Genomic DNA, 21,983 nt, shown 5'->3' on the forward strand with positions numbered 1-21,983 from the left:
CGTTAAAACTTTGTTCAGTTTTCAAAGGTCTACCAGCTGATTAAGCGCTTACGCTCATCAGCGACTTAATTATTTTATCAAGCTGACAATAGTTTGTCAAGAACTTTTTAAAATAATTTTTCTAACGAGATCAACAAGTAAATGACGAAAACGTTAGGAGATGTCTAACAGACAACTTAATTATCATATCGAAGTTACAAGACCAAGTCAAGAACTTTTTTAAAATAATTAGAAGCATCAAGGAGAAGCAATTAAGCTTCAAACCGTTGACGCCGTTGCTCTGTCGCAACAACAAGATATATATTACCAATCGAATAAGTGATGTGCAACCCTTTTTTACAAAAAAGTTGAATTTTTTTCAAAAACAGTTATTTAAGGTAAAATTAATCTTCTTTTATTATATTCTAACTAGTCCCACAAGAAACTTCAATAATAAAAAAAGGCCCTAAATAGAGTTTTCTATTTAGAACCTTAAATTTATTTATCGTTACTTAATTCTGGAGCATCGGTTATATAAAGATCAGTTAATGATTTACCATCATTTTCTTCTATTAAGCTAGTCTTTTTCTTCTTTTCAGAGCTCTTCAATCTCTTCAAGGCCGTACTCTTCTTATAGGAGTAGTCTTTCTTATTTACGGTCGTAAAGCCTGGTAACTTGTGGAACCTCAAGAGATCGCCATTTATGACCCTATCAGACAAGGATAACTCGGTAGTTACCTTGTTGGACAGTTTCTCCTTTTCACTCTTAGAGATCTTCTTATCCACTTTTCCCGTCTTAGTATTGTAATACGTACTACCGACCTTCGTTACCGTTGGTGAGACAAAATCACCGTTTCTAAAGGCTACCACTTGTGAATGCTGACTAGATAACAAGTCACTACCAAACTGAATCATATTCTTATTATCAATTCCTAACAAATTAAGGATAGTTGGTAAGACATCGATTTCACCACCATAAGTATGGTTGATACCACCCTTTAGTCCATCCATATGAATCATGAATGGAACACGTTGGTATTGCGCATTATCAAAGTCGTCAAAACCTTTAATACCTGTTAACTTAGCCATAGCTTTCTTGTGGTTATCAGAAATACCATAGTGATCACCATAGAAGACGATCATACTCTTTTTCTCCAAACCAGTTTCCTTTAGCCAATTCATGAATTCACCAATAGATTCATCCAAATAACGGGCTGTTTGAACATAGCCATCAACTGTCTTATCACCAGTATCTGTCTTTGAGATACTTTGATTCTTTTTATCCAATGTATATGGATAATGGTTCGTAACAGTAATCAATTTTGCATAGAACGGTTGTGGTAATTGTTCGATATATTGGGCCGAATCTTTCAGGAAGATTTTATCTTTCATACCGTACCCAATGTTGTAACTCTTTTTCTCTTTATAGTAGTTAGAACTGAAGAAGTAATCATAGCCCCATGACTTATAAGCATTGTCACGGTTCCAGAAACTTGGAACATCCCCATGGAATGAAGCTGAGGTATATCCGGCTTCTTGATCAAGAATTGCGGGAGCTGCTTGGAAGGTATTACTTGTACCATCGGTAACCATAGCTGACCCTTCTGGTAATCCAAAGAGTGAATTCTCAAGCATCAACTCAGCGTCGGCTGTTTTACCTTGACCAACTTGGTTAAAGAAGTTATCAAAACTCAAAGTATTACTTTCATGATAAATTTTATTCAAGTTAGGAGTTACTTCTTCGCCATCCCACTTATAATCGATCATAAATTGTTGCAAACTCTCCAAGTGAATGATGAAGACGTTCTTACCTTTAGCAACGCCTGTATATTCAACATTAGGTTGAACATAATTATCCTTCATATACTTTTCGATTGAGTTGATATCAGAACTCTTAGCTTGTGACTTAACGGCAGTTGTCTTTGTCGTCTTGATCACATCATAAATGTTAAAGACATTTAGTCCTAAATATTTAACTATATAGTTATTATCAAAAGTTCTTGTTAATAATTGTGAACGGTCGCTCTCAGCTAAGGTTAAGTTTGCACCGAACAATAAGACTGCTAGCGAACTGATCAAAACTGGAATTTTCCAGTTGAGACGTTTGACATCCATACGAATAATGTGGAAAGCCAACAGTAAGATTAAAACTAGGACATCTAGAAAAACTAAAAAGTCGGTTGGTTTCAAGATACCTAAAATACTTTTACCAAGGTTGTTAGTAACTGAACCAGAACCTTTGATAAGCACCATAGTCAAAAAGTCTGAAAATTCTCGATAATACAGAATATTCGAGAATAACCAAACTGAATCCAAGAAATCGACAATCAACAGGAAGATATAGGATTTTCTCCCTTTCATATACAACGCCAGACCAAACAGTAATAACATGATTGGAATTGGATTGATGATCATCAAGAATGTTTGGATTGAACCCTTAACGCCCAAGTTAAACTTAGTCGTGTATGCATAAATTGTTTTAAGGGTATATAAAAACACAGCTAGAAGTACAAACCCTAGCCTAGTGTTTAAAAAATTGGAAAAACCTTTAATAATACGCTTCATTATTTTCGCTCCATAGATTTATTAGCTACTTGTTGTTCAATTTTTGGTTTCTTCGAAACAGCGATAATCCCTAAGAACATCCCCAAATAATACGTAATAAATCTCCATAAAAACATACCTAAAATTAAACCTGATGAAGAAGGTATAAATCCAGCAAACAAAGTCTTGAAACTGAATTCTGCCCCACCTGATCCACCAGGAATTGGAAAGATTGAGACGATCATAACAATCATAATGTGCATAACTAACACATCGACGACATTTACATGGTCACAATTCAATGCCAATAGAACAAAGTAAACTACAAAGTAATATAAAAATAGTTGCACGATAGTTAACAGTGAAGCTTTTATGACTTTTTTCTTTTCATGCTTCAAAACTAAACTTTCATTATAAAAACTATCAATACTGTTTATAGCTGACTGTAAAATTTTATCACGTTTTTCTTCTTTTAGAAAAAATAAAACCGGTTTCAAAATAATTTGTACCATTTTTTTTGTAAAGTCATAATAATACATGATCATTAACAAGAAAGAAATGGTTACCACATGAATCACCATACCAAAAACAATTAAAGTTGCTAAACCTGAAAAATGCTTAGCGACACTACTAAAACTGACCAACATAGCAATGATGAAATTAACCAACACCATTGCCTGATAGATGACAAACTTCATCAACAAAACCGAACTAGCCCGGCCACCGTCGATTTTTGATTGCATCAAACCAAGTAATTGAGCTGGTTGACCACCAGAAGAAAAAGGTGTGATGGCATTAAATAACGCTTGAAGTAGCGGGATTCGATACATTTCCCACCAACCAAATTTACGATCTTCTTTTTTCTTCAATAACGTGTGCAAAACTAAGGCTTCGACCCCATACGATAACAAAATCGACAAGAAAGCGATCGCGAGCCAAAAATAATTTAGATGTTGAAAAGTTGTGACTAAAGAACTGAAGTTGATTTTTCTAGCTTCCCACCAGAAAATTCCTATCCCTAGACCCAACATGACAAAAATTGCTGCTATATGTTTTCTACTCATTATTTATCCTGTGAAATTTTGTATTGTTCCGTATAAAAGTCATGCCAAATCTTACTCAAATTGTCCTCTGAGTATTGATTGGCTGCCTCTTTAGATTTTTGCTTGAATCCATCCAAAATTGACCGATCTTGATTAGCTTTATTGATGAACGCATTCATATCAGAAAAACCTTCTGCTTTTTGGTAAAAGCCGTCAATGATGGCACGATATAAATCCAAATCACGCAATAAGACTGGTGCTCCACAACTAAAAGCCTCTAAAACAGACATTGGAAATAGTTCGTCATATGAAGGCAACAAGAATAAGTCACAGATATTATAGTAATTAACTAAATCATTGCGATCAACAATTCCTGTAAAAGTCATATTCTTTGGTGCATTGTCGATCATATCTTTGTAACGGTCGTACCCATCAGTAATTTTGCCAAACGAAAAACCTCCAGCCCAAATGAACTGGATATCAGGATTTACCTGAGCCAATTTATAAAAATCATCGATTCCCTTACGTTCTTGAACTTGACCATCACCAAAGACAACAAATTTATCTTCCGGAACACCAATTTTCTTACGGAAAGCTGCCTTTTCTTCAGCAGTTTTCTCATAAAAGTTTTCGGTAGAAACAAAGTTAGGAATGTATTTGATTTTTTTACGATCTAAACCATGTTTGACTAATTTATCGATAAACGTTGGATTGACAACCACAATTTGGTCCATTCGTTTATAAAAACTAATAACATATTTATAAAAGATTCCTCGAGCTGGTTGAGGTAAATTAATACTGCCTTCTAAAGTTTCCGGCAAAAAATGCACATAACCTATCTTACGTCCACGATTCTTTGAAAATGTTGACAAATAGAACTGTGGATCGATTGTGTGATAGTGACTCAAATCACTGCGGTGATAATCATTGATTTTGATTTCGAATTCATCACTGAATCGTTCTTTCAATAGATTGATCAATTCAATGTAGGCACTACCAACTCCTTGACCTGCAACTTTATCGGCTGATGAAAACATATTTATCTTAATCATTTGAATACTCCTCTGGATCGATTGATGAATCCGAAAGCTTCTCTCTGACGAAATAATCCTCGGCATGACGATAAAAGTCAAGAATTGAGTTTCCAAATCCATCTGAAGAAATTCCATATAGTACTTTTTGACGAGCTTGACGATCATCGAACGAATTAGGATGATCGAGATAAGTTTTGATCTTAGGTACTAATTGGTCATCTTGATTGAATGTTACACCAACTGAAGGATCAGTCAACAAGGCATCGGTATAAGGAGCACTTCTCACAACAATTTTCAAGCCAGATGCAATCGCTTCAATGTAGGTCAGCCCTTGTGATTCAGTATCACTTGAGGAAACAAAAATATTAGCCATATGATAATAAGGAGAAATTTCATCGTGTGCTACTTCTCCAGTAAAAATTACGTTATCAGTAATCTGCAAATCCTTACTCATTTGGACTAATTCATCCATATCTGGTCCATCCCCAACAATTACCAACATAATATCAGGATTATACTTGAGTAATTCGGGCATTGACTTCAACATGTGATCAATTTTTTTCTCCAAGGCGATCCGACTGAGCATCAAAATGACCGGCGTATCTTTAGCGATACCCAATTTTTCTCTGACAATTGATGCATTGACTGGTTTAGTGTACTCAGACAAATCTACACCTGTTGGAATAATTGAGATTGGAGATTTAACTCCATAGCGATTCAAAGTCTCCAACACTTGTTTACTAGGCGCAACGACTCCGGAAGCATTTTTCAAGAATAATTTGGTCATCTGCTTAACGTGATATGGCTTTAATAGATGTCCATTCAAAACGTAATGCAAATAATCTTCATACATCGTGTGATACGTATGAACAAATGGAATTTTCAATTGCTTAGCAACGAACTTTCCAATCATCCCTAAAGAAAACTCTGTCTGTGTATGAACGATATCGAGTTTCAATTCTTTAGCCAATTCAACGGCATGAAACATGCCACGAATAGCAATCCGACGGTCAGTAAATGAAATGAAAGGTACACTTGTCAAGCGGAAAATATTAGGCTCAATTGTTTCCTTAGAAACATTCGGATCAGTTGTAGTAAAAATGTAAACTGAATGGCCTTTTCTTTCAAGATCATTTTTCAATGTCTGGATTGATGTTGCTACCCCACTAACTTGAGGGAAGTATGTATCGGTAAAAATTCCGATGTTCATAAAATCACATCTCCTCGCGAACTCTATAAAGTAGATTATAACAAAAAAAAGAAGGAATCACTTCCCTCTTCTACGCCTTAACCTATTAATTTTTTGAAATTCTGGTTTTTCATTAAGAAGTAGAAAATCACTGCTCCAATTGCAACCACAACTAGTTCCCCTAAACCAACGGTGACAAAATTCAATGCAAATGGCAATTTCAAGACAAAATGCAATTCTGCTCCAACAATCAATCCATTAACAACTGCACAAATAACTGGAACCGTCCATAAGAATTTCACATCCTTAGGAACTCGAGTGATCAAGTAACATGCAATTGCTGTGGCTAATGTTCCCAATACCAAATCATAAACTCCTAATGAGGCACTGAAAATATTTGAGATGAAGCAACCAACTATCAGCGACCAACTATATTTATGATTAAAAAATGGCAATAACATCAAAATCTCAGAAACCCGAAATTGAATTTGGCCGTATGAAAAAGCTGAAACGACTGGTGCAATCGTCACCGCAACGTATAAGGCTGCAATCAAGGCTAATTGTGTGATATCTCTTGTTTTTAATTTACTCAAAACAAAACCCTCCACTGTTTTATTTTTACGCAGGTTAATCAGTGTAAACTGCTGTTACTAGGGTATCTTATTTTTTAATACCTAGCAAGCAAAAAAACGTATCGAATTGCTTAAGCAATCCAATACGTATTTTATTTAAGAGTGCCACGAGCACGTAATTGTTCGTCAATTAAATCGAGTACTTTTTTACGGTCCTCAGGATTTTCGACGAAATCGTACTTATCACCGTCAATCTTCATTTTAGGACTGTAATCATAATCGTCATACCAACCATCGTAACGGCTGAGTAATTGATGATAGTATTCTGGTAAAGTTGGATCTTGTTCTGGTTGTTCATATGAACGTCCACGTTTTTCAATACGATGAATCATTGTATCGTAAGAGATGTCTAAATGAACTAATAAATCTGGAGCTTTCTTAGCAGCAGCATATGGTAATTCTTGCATCATATTTTCCAAAAGTTCATCGTAAACTTTAACTTCTTGTGGAGTTGCACGACCCATGTCAGCATTCATATGGAAGAAAAGTGAATCTTCGTAAATTGAACGGTCCAATACATTATTGTCTTGAACCATAGCTTTCTTAATAGAATCAAAACGTTTATTTAAAAAGTAAATTTGAAGTAAAAAGGCATATTTCTTAGGGTCTTTATAAAATAATGGCAATACCGGATTATTATCAACTTGTTCATAGAAAGCCTCAGTTCCTAAGTGTTCTGATAATATAGTAGCCAATGAACTTTTTCCGGCTCCAATTGCGCCGCTCAATACGATCATCATTATTCTCCTCCGTCGGTTTTAAGTATGTATTTGATTTGTTTATTTGAAAAAACAACATTCACTATGATACCACTTCAATTCTATATATTGTATAGGTTTTTAAAATTTGGCCATATGTGGTATTTATCACAAGTGCTAAACCTTAGTGAACTGGGCTTTTAAAAGAAAAATAATTATTGTCTTTCTCCCCCTATCGAAATTTCTCTAAACCTCTTATAATTGTATTTGTATTATGAGAAAAGGGGGAAGAAAATTGGGAAGAAAATTACGTAATATTTTAACTCCACTTCTGTGTTTATTAGCTGTAGTGATTTTTTGTTTAGCATTCAATCATGAAAATGTTTCTGCGGCAACTAATTACGGCAATGCTGATATGGTCACTAGTGGAACAATCGATGATCAGAACAAAACCTACTCAACTGGTAGCACTGTTCCATTAACGATTGGCTTTGATTCAAACGGCCACAAACTTCAAAGTGGTGATACCTTAACGATCGACATCCCCGATCCTTTAACGGTAAAACCTGGTAGCGATACTTTTGAAGTTTTAGGCGATGATGGTGAAGTTATTGGAACTGCCAAATTAGGCAATGATAATAAAATCGTCATTACCTTTAGTGATACGGTCAATGATATGGACAGTATCAAGGGGGAACTAAACATCGGTAACGGTGTCACCGTCGATGCTAATAAAGCTGAAATTGGTGACAATGATGTAGCTTTTGAAATTATTGATGGTAAGTTTGATCACAGTAACTTGAAAGTTAAGGAAAAGAACAACGACAAGAACATTTCTAAAAAAGGTGTCTTTGGTACTGATAAAGATGGTAATGCAATTGTTACTTGGACTATCCTAGCTAATCGAAACAATTTGAATTTCGGTGATATGACAGTGACCGATAACATTACCGATACGAACTTAACTTACGTTCCTGGCTCAGTTGTCGTCCAAAACGCTACTTGGGTCGACAAACAAAACGGGAGTTACAAACGTGGTAGTACCGTTTCATCTGACAAATATACGTTAAATGAATCGGACAATGGATTCGAATTAAAAATTCCAGAAGCCAACACACAAATGTATGCGATCATCTTTCAAACAAGAGTGACAGATGAATCAAAAATTTCTGATGGTACAGTTTTTGAAAACTATGCTAGTCTAGAGGGTAAGATCACTGGTAACGGAACAAATCCTTCAATAATTCAAGAGGAAGCTTACGGAAAAGTTGCTGGTAATACCAACGGAAATTCCGGTTCCGGTAGTGGTAGTAAAATAGGCGGCGTAACGCTAACAAAGTACGATGAAAATAATCATCAAACTTTGTTAAATGGTGCTGTCTATGACTTGTATCAAGTTGGTTCCGATTCACCATATAAAACTAATTTGACAACTGATGAAAATGGTCAAATCAAATTAACTAACTTATCTGCTGGCGATTATTACTTTAAAGAAGTTAAAGCACCAGCTGGCTATCAATTGAACCACAATGAGATCTTGTTTACCATCACTGGTCAAACGACAACTCCTGTTGAAGTTTCTGGCTACGACGAACCTGAAAAAGAACAACTTGGTTCAATCGTGATCCAAAAGATCGATGCCGAAACTGGTTACAAATTGGCTGGAGCTGAATTTAATATTGTCGATGAAAAAGGAAATGTCGTTGGCACGATCACAACTGACCGTCTAGGTCTAGGACATTATTACAACCTACCAATCGGCAAATACAAATTAGTTGAAACAAAAGCTCCAGAGGGTTATCTCAAAGGTGATGACATCGATTTTGAAATCACAGCTGACAATTTAACACCTGAACTAATTTCGGTTGAAAATCTCAAGGAACTTACCGGTGAAGGCAGTTATGGTATTGTTCTACACAAATATGATGCTGATAAAATAACAGCCGATAAGGACGATAAAGTTGGTGTTCCCGGAGCTGAATATACTTTATATGATGAAAACGGAACTGTTATCACAACAGCAATCACTAACGAATTAGGTGTCATTAGAGTTGATAACTTACCTGTCGGAAATTATTATTTCAAAGAAACTAAAGCACCTGAAGGTTTTGATATCAACGATGAAGAAATTCATTTCTCAATTACTGCTGATGAGAACGGTACTGATTTAGATGCACTGGAAACATCTGATCCTAAGACTAAGGTAGAGCCAAATCCTGAGCCTAACCCAGAACCAACACCAGAGCCTAAACCAAATCCAGAACCAGAACCTACTCCTGAACCTGGTGACAATAACGGTGGAAATGTTGTAGATCCTGATGAAAATGGTAACGGTACTGATACAGATGGTAATAACACTGATACTGACGATAATGACAACTTACTTGTTGATCCTAATCATCCTGATGCAAATAACAATAACAATGAACAAGGTGGTATCATCACACTACCAAGTACTGATTCAAACAATAATTCAGATAGCAATTCTAACGAGAAACTTCCACAAACTGGTTCAAAATCCGGTTTAGCTGCTAGTTTATTAGGATTAGTTCTTCTATCAGGAATTGTTTACTTCAAACGTCAAAATGCTTAAATTAGAGCAAAAAAATAAGTTGGAATTTATCCAGCTTATTTTTTTTACTTTAAATTTTAAACGAGCTACACAAACCAGGCTTGTTTCACTCTCTATCTAAAAGGCTCCACCACCGGAACCTCCACCAAAGCCTCCAGAAGAACCACCTGAGAATCCTCCAGAGCCTCCGCTGATACTTGATGATCCACCGGCTCCCAAAGCTCCTGTGAAAGCCGATTGGAATCCTTGCGCATGTCGACTAGCAAAACTGTTACTACCAACATAGCACAACATGATACCGGAACTGTTAACTGCTTCAACACCAAAGTTTATTCTCAATGCTTTAATAACTCGTTCGGAAACGCCGAAGACAACTGCATATGGCAAAAATCTTTCCCAAAGTATCAAATCACCGACTTCAGCCAGCTTAATATCATCGATATCCTCCAACATACGCTTGAAAGCTCGAATTTGATTGATCTCAATTTCACCCTGGTCAGTATAAGCTGTTATCTTCTTCTTAACAAAGAAATAAGGAATCCAAGCAATTACACCTAGAACTAGTAAAGTCGTCAGTGAAATAGCTAAATGATTGCTCAACAGTAAAGAAATGACAAACATGATAGCAATTATAATATCAATTCCTATAGTCGCTCCACGGAAATTTTTCACAATCGCTAAATTTTCCAAATCTAGATATTTTTCGCGACCAATTGCTGCATCATCGGCCCATTTGTTAAATTTATCGTCAACCTCGTCATTATTTCTCTTGGCGTAACTTCTGATTTGCTTAAGTCGAAATGATGTCCCATCACCAATTTTTTCAAACAAATATTTATAAAATTCGTTAGTAACTGGTTTCAAAGCGGTTACCTTAAAATCCTTACCAATCTTATCAATTTTCATTCGACCGTAACCTGCTTCATTCAATAAGTCCGCCGTCAAAGACAAGCTATCGGCCTGTTTAGACTTATCCAGCAAGACTTTCGTAAAGCTGGGTGCAAATGGTGGTTCATCGAAGAAATGATGTAGTGGTGTCGGAATCTGGTGCTTATTACCAGGATGTTTCTTGATTTTAATATATTGATACCAATAAATCCCCAAAACCAATACAACTCCAACAGCCATCAACACTCCATAGATTACATTCTTCTGACGACGTTTAGCATTTGCTTCTTGAGCCAATTTCTTTTCATCGCTCATAATACTAGCTTTTTTGTCGGCATCAACAAAATTCTTATTGGCAGAAGTTACCGTTGTTGGAAAGATGATATGACTCTCGACACTCGTATTTTCAGCCAATTCATCAAGTGTGATAACTACGCGGCCCTTTTTTCTATCTACTTTCGTATAACCGTTCAGAGGCCCGTGCGTCCAAGCTCTCAATTGAGAAATATTTTGGTCGGGAAAATTAATATTCAATTTAATATCGTTTAATTCGTTGTCCCAACCATTACCAATTATTTTCCAATTCAGTTCGGCGGTATCACGATAGTTAGTAATCACGCCAAGCAGCTTGTATTTATATGTAAATGTGATCAATGCCGAATCGACTGTATGATAAACTTTCATCCGCATTGCATCTTTTGTTCGTGTCACCTTAAAAGTGTTATTCTTCCCAGAATCACTAGGCGTCAACTTTTTCTCTCCGCCACCGATATCGACGAACACTTCTGGATCACTTGCACCTTTAATTCCCCGCAAATCTTGATTGTAATAAACTCCGTGGAAATCACCTTGAAAATCGTAAGTAATTTTCTGAGTGATTTGTGCATCCCCATCTTTTAAAACGTCAACGTTAACTCGATACTTTTCAATCGAATACTCATCAGCTTTGACAGTTGTCGGCGTCAAAAAAAGAAATACCATTCCAAATAAAGCCATTAAAAGAACGACTAATTTTTTCATAATTTCCCCCGCTATATTATACTGACAATTTTATCATATAAAGGACTATTGAGCAGTAACTGTCAGCCTGACTATTTCTAAACTCCTAAGCACCCCATAACTGTCTCTAATCGGCCAAGCCGTTGGTATACGGTCGCCTTCGTCGACCCCATAACTGTCTCTAATCGGCCAAGCCGTTGGTATACGGTCGCCTTCGTCGACCCCATAACTGTCTCTAATCGGCCAAGCCGATAAGAGACAGTAAAAAAAAGGCGTAATCAACTAAGAGTTAATACGCATTCTTAACAATACGTTGAATTTCTCTTTCTTGATCACGCTTTTTAATTGTTTCACGTTTATCGTATTTTCTTTTACCTTCAGCCACGCCAATTAATACTTTAGCGAAACCATGCTTCAAGTAAACTTTCAAAGGAATAACTGTAATTCCCTTCTCTTGCACGGTCGAGCTTATTTTGCGAATTTCTTTTTTATGTAACAACAACTTACGATTTCTCAAAGGATCATGATTAAACTGATTTCCTTGATCATAAACACTGATGTTAACATTCTCTAACCAAAGTTCCCCATTTCTAGGTTGAACGAATCCATCTTTGATATTGATTTTACTTGCCCGAACGGATTTTATCTCTGTTCCAGTTAAAGAAATTCCGGCTTCATAAGTATCTAAAATATTATAATCATGACGAGCTTTACGATTATTAGCCACTTCGTTAGCAGCTTTTGTGTGATGTTTCTTCATCTATCATCACCGGCTTTCGTATTTACCACGTCTCTTATGGTTATTATGATTACTACTGTGGTTATTATTTTTACCACGTTTATCATTGTGACGACCATGACCACCGCGGCCACGTCCGTGTTGCATTGAACGTTTTTTCTTGAATTCAGCTTCACGTTTATCAGCTTGTTCTTGTTCCTCAGGAGTCAATACTCGTTCAAAGTCAATTTGGCGATGTTCAACATCAGCTCTAATCAACTTAACTTTGATTGGTTGACCAACTTTAAAGGTCTTACCAGTGCCACGGCCATGCATTGACATGCTCTTTTCATCATATTCATAGAAGTCATCCTTCATGTTAGAAATATGAATCAAACCTTCAACGGTATTTTCCAGTTGAACGAACATCCCAAAACTTGTAACTGAACTGACAACAGCATCGAATTCACTACCAACTTGATCGGCCATGTATTCAGTCTTCTTCAAGTCGTCAACTGCACGTTCAGCATTGATGGAAATTCTTTCACGGCCAGATGTATGTTCAGCAACATCAGGCAATTTAGCTTTCCACTTAGCTTGTTCGTCATCAGTAAAGCCATTCTCGGCATAACTGTGAATCATACGGTGAACCATCAAATCAGGATATCTTCTGATTGGTGAAGTAAAGTGAGTATAGTACTTAGCAGCCAAACCGAAGTGTCCCAGTGGATTATCGGAGTATCTAGCTTGTTGCATACTACGTAACAACATAATTGTGACAACTGGTTCTTCCGGTGTATCGATCACTTTAGCTAAAACATTTTGGAACATCTTAGGCGTGATTTCTTTTAAGTTACCTTGAACTTGAACACCCATAGCGGCAACGAATTCAAAGAAGTTCTTAACCTTTTCATCGTCTGGCTTTTCATGGACACGATACAAGAATGGAACGTGTTTCAAATTGTAATTCATGGCAACTGTTTCGTTGGCAGCCAACATGAATGATTCGATCATCTTTTCAGAAGTACCACGTTCTCTTAACTTGATATCGATTGGCTTACCGTTTTCATCAACAATAATTTTTGCTTCAGTTTCTTCAAAGTCAATTGCTCCACGTTCATGACGTTTGTTGAACAAAATTTCATGAAGTGCAGCCATATTTTTCAAAGTTGGAACAAGTGGTGCGTATTCTTGATTAAGTTCTTCGTCACCCTTCAAAATCTCGTTAACATTGTTATAAGTCATACGATATTTTGATTGGATCACACTAGGATAAATGTCATATTTTACGACATTTCCTTGATGATCAATTTCCATATCACAAGTCAAAGCTAATCGATCAACATTAGGATTCAATGAACAAATACCATTTGACAATCTAAATGGCAACATTGGGATAACACGATCAACTAAGTAAGTACTTGTTCCACGAGCATAAGCTTCTTGATCGATTGGTGAACCTTCTTTGACATAGTGTGTAACATCCGCAATGTGAACTTCCAAATGGAAATTACCGTTTGGTAACATGTCAACCCCAACAGCATCGTCAAAGTCTTTAGAGTCATCCCCATCGATCGTGATGACCATATTCTTAGTTAAGTCTTTTCTGCCAACACGTTCACTGTCCAAAACGTGATCTGGAATAGCTTCGGCGGCTTTCAAAACTTCACTTGGAAATTCTGGATTGATATCGTTATCCACAACGATAGACATAATATCAACACCCGGATCATTCTTATTACCAATGATCTCTAAAGCTGTTCCTTCCATACTTTGGGGGTGCTTATCATTTGGATATTCATCAATCGATACTTGAACCATGTCACCCATTTGTGGATGAAGCCCCTTATCAGAAATGAAAATCATATACGAAGCAATTTTCTTTTCGTGACTTTGAACATAACCATAAAAACCAGTTTTTTCAACTTGTGAATCACTATATGGATGAAATTCACCAACCGCTTTTGTTAGTGATCTCTCAATAATCTTAGTAATTTCTCCTTCAGGTCCCTTGTCGATCCAAGGATTTGAAGGTTTAGTGATTTTTACTTCAACCGTATCACCATTAACGGCGTGTAAGGTATTACTTTTAGCAATAAATGCATCTGGTTCAACTTCATCGTAACGAACAAAACCAAAGCCCTTATCATTGCCCTTGAATTCACCTTCCACAACATTTTCTGGAGCAGCCATCTTGAATTCGTCTTTGTTAGTTAAGCTAATTTTGCTTTCCCCTTCTAAGACCGCAAGAGCTTTGACTACTCGTTTAAAAGCTGAAGATCCATGCATACGCAATATATCTTCAATTTGTTCAGATTTATAACGGCGATCAGGATTACTTCTGAAAACCTCTAAAATATCTGCAATTAATTTTTCTTCTTTATCTGGCATTTCTTTCCTCAATTATTTTCTAAAAAGTTTAACACGGCACTCTCCAATTGTTTGTGAGCACTGTTGATGGTTAAAACATGGCCCGCATCATACAAATGCAGCTGTGACGTTTCAACCTTTTGAGCTACAATTTTTGCAGCATCAGGATCTACCAATTTATCATTTATACCTTGACCAATAAAATATGGTCGTTTTATTTCAGCTAAGTTGTCAGCAACACTATCAGTTGTCTTTCTAATACTCGTCAACATCGAATCTATTTTTGAATCGACCACTCTAACCTTGGAGTCTAATTCAAAATCTGACAGTCCCTGTTGTAAAGAATACACCTTTTTGGCATATGTCATAAAGGCCTTTCTAATTTCAGCAAAATTCGTCGAGTAAAGTGGTGAGCCAAATACTCCACCTGCCAAAATATCAGGAATCTCTTCAAGTGCCTTTGTAGCAAAGATTGCTCCCAGTGAGAGTCCAAAGACACATATTTGCGTTTTACCTTGATTCTTTAAAAATTCCACCGCTTCTTTTGTCTGTTGCCACCAATTTTCTGGACCACCTTGGTTTAAAATATCCAGCGGTTCACTCGTTCCGTGACCGGCAAACATCGGGGCATAGACCGAATAATTATTTCTTTGCAAAGTCCTTCCCAATAGTCGCATATCATTACTAGTTCCTGAAAATGAATGCAACAGTAGGACTGCTTGTTGACCCTGATCAAAATAAAATGGTTGTGGTGTTAAAATTTTCAATTAAAAACGCTCCTTATAACAAAAAACCTCCTGAGAAACTTCAGGAGGAATAAATTGCTTAGTGAGATGATAAGTATACTAGTATCAACGAACATACGAAAAATAACACTAGTAAAACGTAAGTAACTTTAACCATAAAGGCTTCGAAACCACGTTTCTTTTGGTTGCTGAATAGGTCGCCACCACCACCAGATAATGCATTCAAAGCATCTTGTTGCTTTGTTGGTTGCATTAAGACGGCAATTATTATCAAAATGGAAACGATTATCAACACTGTTTCAATAACGTTATACACCTGTAAAACCTCCGTTCATGGTGTTGAAAGCTGAAATCACTCCTAAAACAATAACACAAAACTAGTCAAATTTCTAGTTAATTCCGTTAATCAGATCCTTCAACTTTCGAGAAATTTTTGCTCTCTGACCAGCATTAACCATAAAGACAATGCGGTCTCCAGCCTTGATCAATGTGTCGCCTTTCGGGATGATTTGATTCTCACCACGATAAATTCCGACAACTAAAATATCATTAGGAAATGGAATATCACGAATGTATTTTCCATCAATCGAACTACCTTCATAAATTGGCACTTCTAATCGATCAGTAAACTTGCTGACACGATTCAAATATGCTGAGTTCAGATTTAAACGTTCTTTTAATGATTCGTAAATTGGAGCTCCATTCAACAAATCAACTACAATATAAGCCACCAGTGACAAGACAGCTAAAGGCATCAGATGTTTCAAAGAACCAACCATCTCGGTAACTAAAATAATAGCTGTAAAAGGTGCCTTACCGATACAAGCGAAGTAACCCGCCATCGCAAAAATAATCAAATTACTTTCAAAGGCAATCGGCAATAATCCTATCTGATTCATGAACACGGCATAAATAGCACCAATGATTGCTCCTAAGTTCAAAATCGGTAGGAAAATTCCACCAGGTAAACCTGAACCATAGGAAATCATCGAGTAAATAAATCTAAAAGCTAATAAGCCAAGTAAAAATATTAAGCCAGCACCATATTTATTTAAATTAATGATAATACTATTACCACCACCAATAAATTGTGGCAACCACATACCTAATGGCACAATCAAAATTAAAGGTATCAAGCCATGAATATATCTAGGCAAACGCGTTTTACTATACAAGGAAGGCATTGACAACAAAACTATTTGATACAAACGTCCCATTAGCCCCAAAACGATTCCTAAAACAATTAAATGCCAATAATACTTGATTGGCAAACTAAATTGATAAGGAACTTGTAAAACTGGTTTCAACCCAAAAACATAGAGTGCCACTACATTAGCACTAACGGCACTTGCCAGTGAAGTGACCCAGACAAGTGGTGAGAAGTTATGATAGACTTCTTCCAAAACGAACATTGCTCCAGCGATTGGTGCACTAAAAGCGGCCGATAATCCAGCTGCAGCTCCACTAGCAATCAGCACCCGCTGATTAACACCTTTATCATCATGAGTCAAATCACCGACACCTTGACCGATTGCTGAACCTAATTGAATCGAAGGACCTTCACGACCTAAGAATAGTCCTGGCCCGATACTAAGAATCCCACCGACAAATTTCTTCCACAGAATTGACCACCAATTCAAGTGCATTTCGCCACCTAATTGTGCTTCAACTTGCGGAATACCAGAACCAGAAATATTTGGTTCCTTTTTTAATAAATAACCAACAAAAACTGCCACGATAATCATTGCTACAAGAAGTCCCACCAATAAACCGATATTTGTTCTTGCTGCAACATATAACCCTTGAAAAATTGTTAACAAATGGGCAATCGACCATCTAAACAAACTAACGACAATTCCTGAAATAATCCCGACTAGAACACCTTCTAAAGTCAGTCTCAGCTTTTCATTATCAGTAATTGCTACTTTCATAAATATCCCCTACATTAAAGATTTAATTTTGGCACATCATAAATTGAAGGAGATGGCTTGTAAAATCCAGCTTCTAGTAATTCCATATCTGTCAAAATTTGTTCATCGCTAACCAATTTTTCTTGGCCATTCACGAGTGTTTGATAAACTGAATCATAATACAAACCATAATCCCCAAGTGGTGTCTTGATTTGTTTTTCAATCCAGTCCCCATTAGCATTTTGGTATTTGGCAAGTCCGTAATACATTGGACTATCTTCACCAAAACCAGGAGTTCCAGGCATGATTCCAGCTTTTAGATCATTTTCTTGTTGATCAGCTCCATATTTGATGAACGAGCCTTTCATACCATGAATGATAAATCTTGGATACTCTTTGGCAACATCAGTACTTACTTTGACCTTAACTTTCATTTTTGTTCCATAATGAAGGTCAACATCAAAATAATTATCCACAGCATCACTAACTTCAGTATTTCTAATATCATAAGCAACTTTATCAGGACGACCGAACAAAGCAACCATACGATCCATTAGATGGATTCCCAAACCGTAGAACTCACCTTGTTCTTTAGTTCCCTTACCATTAACTGAATTAGGACGGAAATAGTCAATGTGTGATTCGACTTCAACTATATCACCTAAAAATCCTTGCTCAATTACTTGTTTAGCTGCTAAATAATCTCCGTCAAAACGACGATTTTGATAAGGCATCACTAAAACATGATTATCTTTACCTAATTGTATCAATTCTTTGGCATGTTCCAGCGTATCCACGAATGGTTTTTCAACGATAACTGATTTCTTAGCTTCAATTACTTGTTTAGCCAATTCATAGTGAGTCGACGCTGGTGTACAGATAGTTACTAAGTCGATCTCTGAATCATTTAAAACGTCATCCAAATCATTAGTGAATTTGACCCCTTGTTTTTTGTAAGGTGCCGCTAATTTTTCATTAGCTGGATGACGAGTATAAACAGTTTTCAATTCAAAATTATCACGAATATTTAAATAAGGCAGGTGGTAACGATTAGCTGACTTACCAAAACCGATAAATGCTATTTTTAATGTCATAAATCTTCTCCTTCATCATTGATAATTCTATTGTACAAAAAAAACAGCCCGAGGGCTGTCTTTATTGATTACTTAACGTAATTATTTGTTCAAGTTATAGAAACTCTTGATACCTTTGAATTCAGCTTGGTCACCAAGTTGATCTTCAATTCTCATCAATTGGTTATATTTAGCAATACGGTCTGTACGGCTCATTGAACCAGTCTTGATTTGACCTGCGTTTGTAGCAACAACAAGGTCAGCAATTGTTGTATCTTCTGTTTCACCTGAACGGTGAGAAACAACGGCTGTGAAGCCTGCTTCCTTAGCCATTTCGATAGCTTCGAATGTTTCTGTAAGTGTACCGATTTGGTTAAGCTTGATAAGGATTGAGTTTGAAACTCCCATTTCAATACCCTTCTTCAAGTAGTCTGTGTTTGTAACGAACAAGTCATCACCAACAAGTTGTACTTTCTTACCAAGTTTAGCAGTAACTTTTTGCCAGTCTTCCCATTCATTTTCATCGATAGGATCTTCGATTGTAATAACTGGGTACTTTTCAACGATTCCATCAAGAAGATCGATGAATTCGTCAGTTGTTAGGCTAGCACCGTTTTCGCCTTCACCCTTAAGGTTGTATTTCTTTGTTTCTGGGTCGTAGAATTCTGATGATGCACAGTCAAAACCAATAGCAACATCTTCACCAGGCTTGTAACCTGCTTTTTCAATAGCTTCAACCAAAATCTTGAAAGGAGCTTCGTTGTTTTCAAGGTCAGGAGCGAAACCACCTTCGTCACCAACAGCTGTGTTCAAGCCACGGCTTTCAAGAACAGCTTTTAGTGAGTGGAATGTTTCTGAACCCATACGTACGGCTTCACGCATTGATTTTGCACCAACAGGCAAGATCATGAATTCCTGGAAGTCAACGTTGTTATCAGCATGCTTACCACCATTGATAACGTTCATCATAGGTGTTGGAAGCAAGTGAGCATTAGGACCACCAAGGTATTCGTACAATGGAAGACCTAATTCGTCAGCAGCAGCACGAGCAGCAGCAAGTGAAACACCCAAGATAGCGTTAGCACCAAGGTTACCCTTGTTTGGTGTACCATCTAAGTTGATCATTGCTTGGTCAATGGCACGTTGGTCAGTAACGTCCATACCAATAACCTTTTTAGCAATCTTGTCGTTTACGTTAGCAACGGCTTTAAGAACACCCTTGCCACCAAAACGTGATTTGTCGCCATCACGTAATTCAACAGCTTCGTGTTCACCAGTTGAAGCACCTGATGGAACAAGTGCGCGGCCAAAGCCACCTAGTTCAGTATATAGTTCAACTTCAACAGTTGGGTTACCACGTGAATCAAGAACTTCACGGCCTAAAATATCAGTAATTACAGACATATTTTAAAAATCTCCTTTATGATTTTAATACAACCTAATTTTAACCTTTTTACGGCTTAAAATAAATAACTTAATAGAAGTAAATTATTTATTGAAGTTAGCCAAAGCGATGTATGATTCTGGATCCATTGATGCTCCACCAACTAATCCACCATCAATATCTTCTTTAGCCATTAATTCTTTAACGTTAGCAGGTTTTACAGAACCACCGTAAAGAATACGTACTTTGTCAGCTGTGTCGTTATCATACAAGCTAGCAATCTTTTCACGGATTACGTGAACCATTTCTTGTGCTTGATCAGCAGTAGCAGTCTTACCAGTACCGATAGCCCAGATTGGTTCATAAGCGATAACTGATTTAGCTAAATCAGCAGCTGAGATACCTTTAACAGCGTTTTCGATTTGACCAGTTACCCAGTCTTCAGCCTTGCCAGCTTCACGTTGTTCAAGAGTTTCACCACAGCAAATGATTGGCAACATGTTGTTCTTCAAGATAGCGTGAGCTTTCTTGTTGATGTCTTCATCAGTTTCCTTGAAGTATTGTCTTCTTTCTGAGTGACCGATGATTACATAATCAACGCCCATTTCGTCAAGAGCCTTAGGTGATGTTTCACCAGTAAAGGCACCGGCATCTTCAAAGTATGAGTTTTCAGCAGCAGTCTTTAGTGGTGTGCCTTTTGCACCAGCAATAAGTGTTGTTAGGTCAATAGCAGGAGCACCAATGATTGTTTCTACGCCAGATTCTGGCAACTTACCTTTGATACCGTCTAAAAATTCTTGGGTTTCCTTAGGATTTTTGTTCATCTTCCAGTTACCCGCAATAATAGGTGTACGCATAAATTAATTCTCCTCGTGAAAAATAATTATTTATCTGAAATTGAGTCAATACCTGGTAATACTTTACCTTCAAGGTATTCTAGTGATGCACCACCACCAGTTGAGATGTGTGTAAGCTTGTCAGCAATACCAAGACTCTTAGCAGCAGCAGTTGAATCACCACCACCAACGATAGTAATAGCATCTGTCAAGTTACCCATAGCACGTCCAACTTCAAGAGTACCTTCAGCAAACTTGCTCATTTCAAATGCACCCATTGGTCCATTCCATACAACAGTCTTTGCACCCTTTAGAGTATCTTGGAACAATTTAACTGTCTTAGGTCCGATATCAAGAGCCATTTCGTCATCAGGAATATCAACACCATCAGTTGTTGTAGCTTCAGCATCATTTGAGAATTCTTTAGCTACGATGTGGTCTACAGGAAGCACGATCTTGTCGCCAGCTTTTTGAAGGAGGTCTTTAGCTAGTTCAACTTTGTCAGCTTCGAATAGTGACTTACCAATCTTGTGGCCTTGAGCAGCTAAGAATGTATAAGCCATACCACCACCGATTAAGATGTGGTCTGATTTTGGAATTAAGTTTTCAATAACACCGATCTTATCTGAAACCTTAGCACCACCAAGGATTGTTACGAATGGGTGTACAGGATTGTCAACGGCATTACCTAAGAACTTGATTTCCTTTTCCATTAAGAAACCAGCAGCAACGGGTTTGCCAACAGCTTTCATAGCTGTTGAAATACCAACGTTTGAAGCATGTTTTCTGTGGGCTGTACCGAAAGCATCGTTGATAAATACGTCACCAAGTGATGCCCAGTATTCGCCAAGTTTAGGATCGTTCTTGCTTTCACGTTTACCGAAATCGTTATCGATATCTTGGAAACGTGTATTTTCCATAAGTAGAATGTCGCCATCGTTTAATTCGTTGATAGCATCTTCAAGTTCTTTACCTTCGTTAACTGGCACGAACTTAACTGGCAAACCACTTAGTTCTTGAAGTTTAGCAGCAACTGGCTTCAATGATAAAGCTTTCTTATCTTCGTCACTCTTGATACGACCCAAGTGAGATAGTAAGATAACCTTTCCACCATGTTCTGAAACATATTTGATTGTTGGGATAGCACCAACGATACGGTTTGTATCGCCGACAACACCATCTTTGATAGGAACGTTGAAATCAACACGCATTAAGACTTTTTTGTCTTTTACATCAACGTCAGAAACAATAAGTTTTGCCATTATAAATCCTCCAATATTTTCTTAAAAAAAAGCGGAAGGAGTTATCCTCCCTCCGCCAATTTAAAACACTAAATTAGGTTTTTGTGATTACTATTTAGATTAATGA

17 protein-coding genes are annotated in these 21,983 nt (G+C 37.0%); 1 reads left to right on the forward strand and 16 read right to left on the reverse strand.

Annotated elements, in window-relative coordinates:
* Window positions 1-477: 477 nt before the first annotated feature.
* From U8521_RS05950 to U8521_RS05975, 6 genes are all read right to left on the reverse strand, one after another.
* Entirely contained in the window at window positions 478-2,544 is a 2,067-nt protein-coding gene (locus U8521_RS05950; RefSeq protein WP_334333692.1) for an LTA synthase family protein, read from the reverse strand.
* Complete coding sequence (locus U8521_RS05955) at window positions 2,544-3,587, reverse strand: lysylphosphatidylglycerol synthase transmembrane domain-containing protein (RefSeq protein WP_334352166.1); 1,044 nt, start codon at window positions 3,585-3,587, stop codon at window positions 2,544-2,546. Before U8521_RS05955 ends, U8521_RS05950 begins: the two co-directional genes overlap by 1 nt.
* A complete protein-coding gene (locus tag U8521_RS05960; protein WP_334333694.1) occupies window positions 3,587-4,618 on the reverse strand; it encodes a glycosyltransferase family 4 protein in 1,032 nt (343 codons plus the stop codon). The genes U8521_RS05955 and U8521_RS05960 overlap by 1 nt, the downstream gene beginning before the upstream one ends.
* On the reverse strand, window positions 4,611-5,810 hold the full coding sequence (locus U8521_RS05965) for a glycosyltransferase family 4 protein (protein ID WP_334333695.1): 1,200 nt from the start codon (window positions 5,808-5,810) through the stop codon (window positions 4,611-4,613). Before U8521_RS05965 ends, U8521_RS05960 begins: the two co-directional genes overlap by 8 nt.
* Before the next feature lie 77 nt (window positions 5,811-5,887).
* Window positions 5,888-6,382 carry a QueT transporter family protein gene (locus U8521_RS05970; protein ID WP_334352167.1) on the reverse strand — a complete coding sequence of 165 codons (495 nt, stop codon included), beginning with the start codon at window positions 6,380-6,382 and terminating at the stop codon, window positions 5,888-5,890.
* 131 nt (window positions 6,383-6,513) lie between these two features.
* The gene (locus U8521_RS05975; RefSeq protein WP_334333712.1) at window positions 6,514-7,158 is read right to left on the reverse strand and encodes a deoxynucleoside kinase; all 645 of its coding nucleotides are present in this window, start codon (window positions 7,156-7,158) and stop codon (window positions 6,514-6,516) included.
* Window positions 7,159-7,414: 256 nt separating this feature from the next.
* Between U8521_RS05975 and U8521_RS05980 the strand changes: the two genes are divergently transcribed.
* Window positions 7,415-9,712, forward strand: coding sequence for a SpaA isopeptide-forming pilin-related protein (locus U8521_RS05980; RefSeq protein WP_334352169.1), 2,298 nt, complete (start codon window positions 7,415-7,417; stop codon window positions 9,710-9,712).
* Window positions 9,713-9,808: 96 nt separating this feature from the next.
* Here U8521_RS05980 and U8521_RS05985 read toward each other — a convergent pair whose 3' ends face one another.
* The 10 genes from U8521_RS05985 to U8521_RS06030 form a co-directional block, all read right to left on the reverse strand.
* Window positions 9,809-11,599: a DUF2207 domain-containing protein gene (locus U8521_RS05985; RefSeq protein WP_334352170.1), complete on the reverse strand. Its 1,791-nt coding sequence runs from the start codon at window positions 11,597-11,599 to the stop codon at window positions 9,809-9,811.
* A 268-nt stretch (window positions 11,600-11,867) separates the two neighbouring features.
* Window positions 11,868-12,338 (reverse strand): SsrA-binding protein SmpB, encoded by a 471-nt coding sequence (gene smpB, locus U8521_RS05990; protein WP_057736937.1) that lies wholly within the window; start codon window positions 12,336-12,338, stop codon window positions 11,868-11,870.
* A 6-nt stretch (window positions 12,339-12,344) separates the two neighbouring features.
* Window positions 12,345-14,687 (reverse strand): ribonuclease R, encoded by a 2,343-nt coding sequence (rnr, locus tag U8521_RS05995; protein WP_334333699.1) that lies wholly within the window; start codon window positions 14,685-14,687, stop codon window positions 12,345-12,347.
* A gap of 8 nt (window positions 14,688-14,695) precedes the next feature.
* Complete coding sequence (locus tag U8521_RS06000; RefSeq protein WP_334333700.1) at window positions 14,696-15,433, reverse strand: alpha/beta hydrolase; 738 nt, start codon at window positions 15,431-15,433, stop codon at window positions 14,696-14,698.
* A 58-nt stretch (window positions 15,434-15,491) separates the two neighbouring features.
* Window positions 15,492-15,728, reverse strand: coding sequence for a preprotein translocase subunit SecG (gene secG / locus U8521_RS06005; protein WP_025085070.1), 237 nt, complete (start codon window positions 15,726-15,728; stop codon window positions 15,492-15,494).
* Between the two features lie 73 nt (window positions 15,729-15,801).
* A complete protein-coding gene (locus U8521_RS06010) occupies window positions 15,802-17,343 on the reverse strand; it encodes a ClC family H(+)/Cl(-) exchange transporter (RefSeq protein WP_334352171.1) in 1,542 nt (513 codons plus the stop codon).
* Between the two features lie 14 nt (window positions 17,344-17,357).
* Entirely contained in the window at window positions 17,358-18,416 is a 1,059-nt protein-coding gene (locus tag U8521_RS06015; RefSeq protein ID WP_334352172.1) for an oxidoreductase, read from the reverse strand.
* Between the two features lie 81 nt (window positions 18,417-18,497).
* The gene (gene eno / locus U8521_RS06020) at window positions 18,498-19,799 is read right to left on the reverse strand and encodes a phosphopyruvate hydratase (protein WP_334333703.1); all 1,302 of its coding nucleotides are present in this window, start codon (window positions 19,797-19,799) and stop codon (window positions 18,498-18,500) included.
* Between the two features lie 84 nt (window positions 19,800-19,883).
* On the reverse strand, window positions 19,884-20,636 hold the full coding sequence (gene tpiA / locus U8521_RS06025) for a triose-phosphate isomerase (protein WP_334333704.1): 753 nt from the start codon (window positions 20,634-20,636) through the stop codon (window positions 19,884-19,886).
* Between the two features lie 26 nt (window positions 20,637-20,662).
* Window positions 20,663-21,877, reverse strand: coding sequence for a phosphoglycerate kinase (locus U8521_RS06030; protein ID WP_334352173.1), 1,215 nt, complete (start codon window positions 21,875-21,877; stop codon window positions 20,663-20,665).
* Between the last annotated feature and the right edge of the window lie 106 nt (window positions 21,878-21,983).

Source organism: Companilactobacillus miaonis, from assembly GCF_036913615.1.
GTDB lineage: Bacteria > Bacillota > Bacilli > Lactobacillales > Lactobacillaceae > Companilactobacillus.

Excerpts from the sequence above, each read along its gene's own strand:
- U8521_RS05950 (WP_334333692.1), bottom strand. The coding sequence starts at position 2,544 with ATGAAGCGTATTATTAAAGGTTTTTCCAATTTTTTAAACACTAGGCTA.
- U8521_RS05955 (WP_334352166.1), bottom strand. The coding sequence starts at position 3,587 with ATGAGTAGAAAACATATAGCAGCAATTTTTGTCATGTTGGGTCTAGGG.
- U8521_RS05960 (WP_334333694.1), bottom strand. The coding sequence starts at position 4,618 with ATGATTAAGATAAATATGTTTTCATCAGCCGATAAAGTTGCAGGTCAA.
- U8521_RS05965 (WP_334333695.1), bottom strand. The coding sequence starts at position 5,810 with ATGAACATCGGAATTTTTACCGATACATACTTCCCTCAAGTTAGTGGG.
- U8521_RS05975 (WP_334333712.1), bottom strand. The coding sequence starts at position 7,158 with ATGATCGTATTGAGCGGCGCAATTGGAGCCGGAAAAAGTTCATTGGCT.
- U8521_RS05985 (WP_334352170.1), bottom strand. The coding sequence starts at position 11,599 with ATGAAAAAATTAGTCGTTCTTTTAATGGCTTTATTTGGAATGGTATTT.
- smpB (WP_057736937.1), bottom strand. The coding sequence starts at position 12,338 with ATGAAGAAACATCACACAAAAGCTGCTAACGAAGTGGCTAATAATCGT.
- rnr (WP_334333699.1), bottom strand. The coding sequence starts at position 14,687 with ATGCCAGATAAAGAAGAAAAATTAATTGCAGATATTTTAGAGGTTTTC.
- U8521_RS06010 (WP_334352171.1), bottom strand. The coding sequence starts at position 17,343 with ATGAAAGTAGCAATTACTGATAATGAAAAGCTGAGACTGACTTTAGAA.
- U8521_RS06015 (WP_334352172.1), bottom strand. The coding sequence starts at position 18,416 with ATGACATTAAAAATAGCATTTATCGGTTTTGGTAAGTCAGCTAATCGT.
- eno (WP_334333703.1), bottom strand. The coding sequence starts at position 19,799 with ATGTCTGTAATTACTGATATTTTAGGCCGTGAAGTTCTTGATTCACGT.
- tpiA (WP_334333704.1), bottom strand. The coding sequence starts at position 20,636 with ATGCGTACACCTATTATTGCGGGTAACTGGAAGATGAACAAAAATCCT.
- U8521_RS06030 (WP_334352173.1), bottom strand. The coding sequence starts at position 21,877 with ATGGCAAAACTTATTGTTTCTGACGTTGATGTAAAAGACAAAAAAGTC.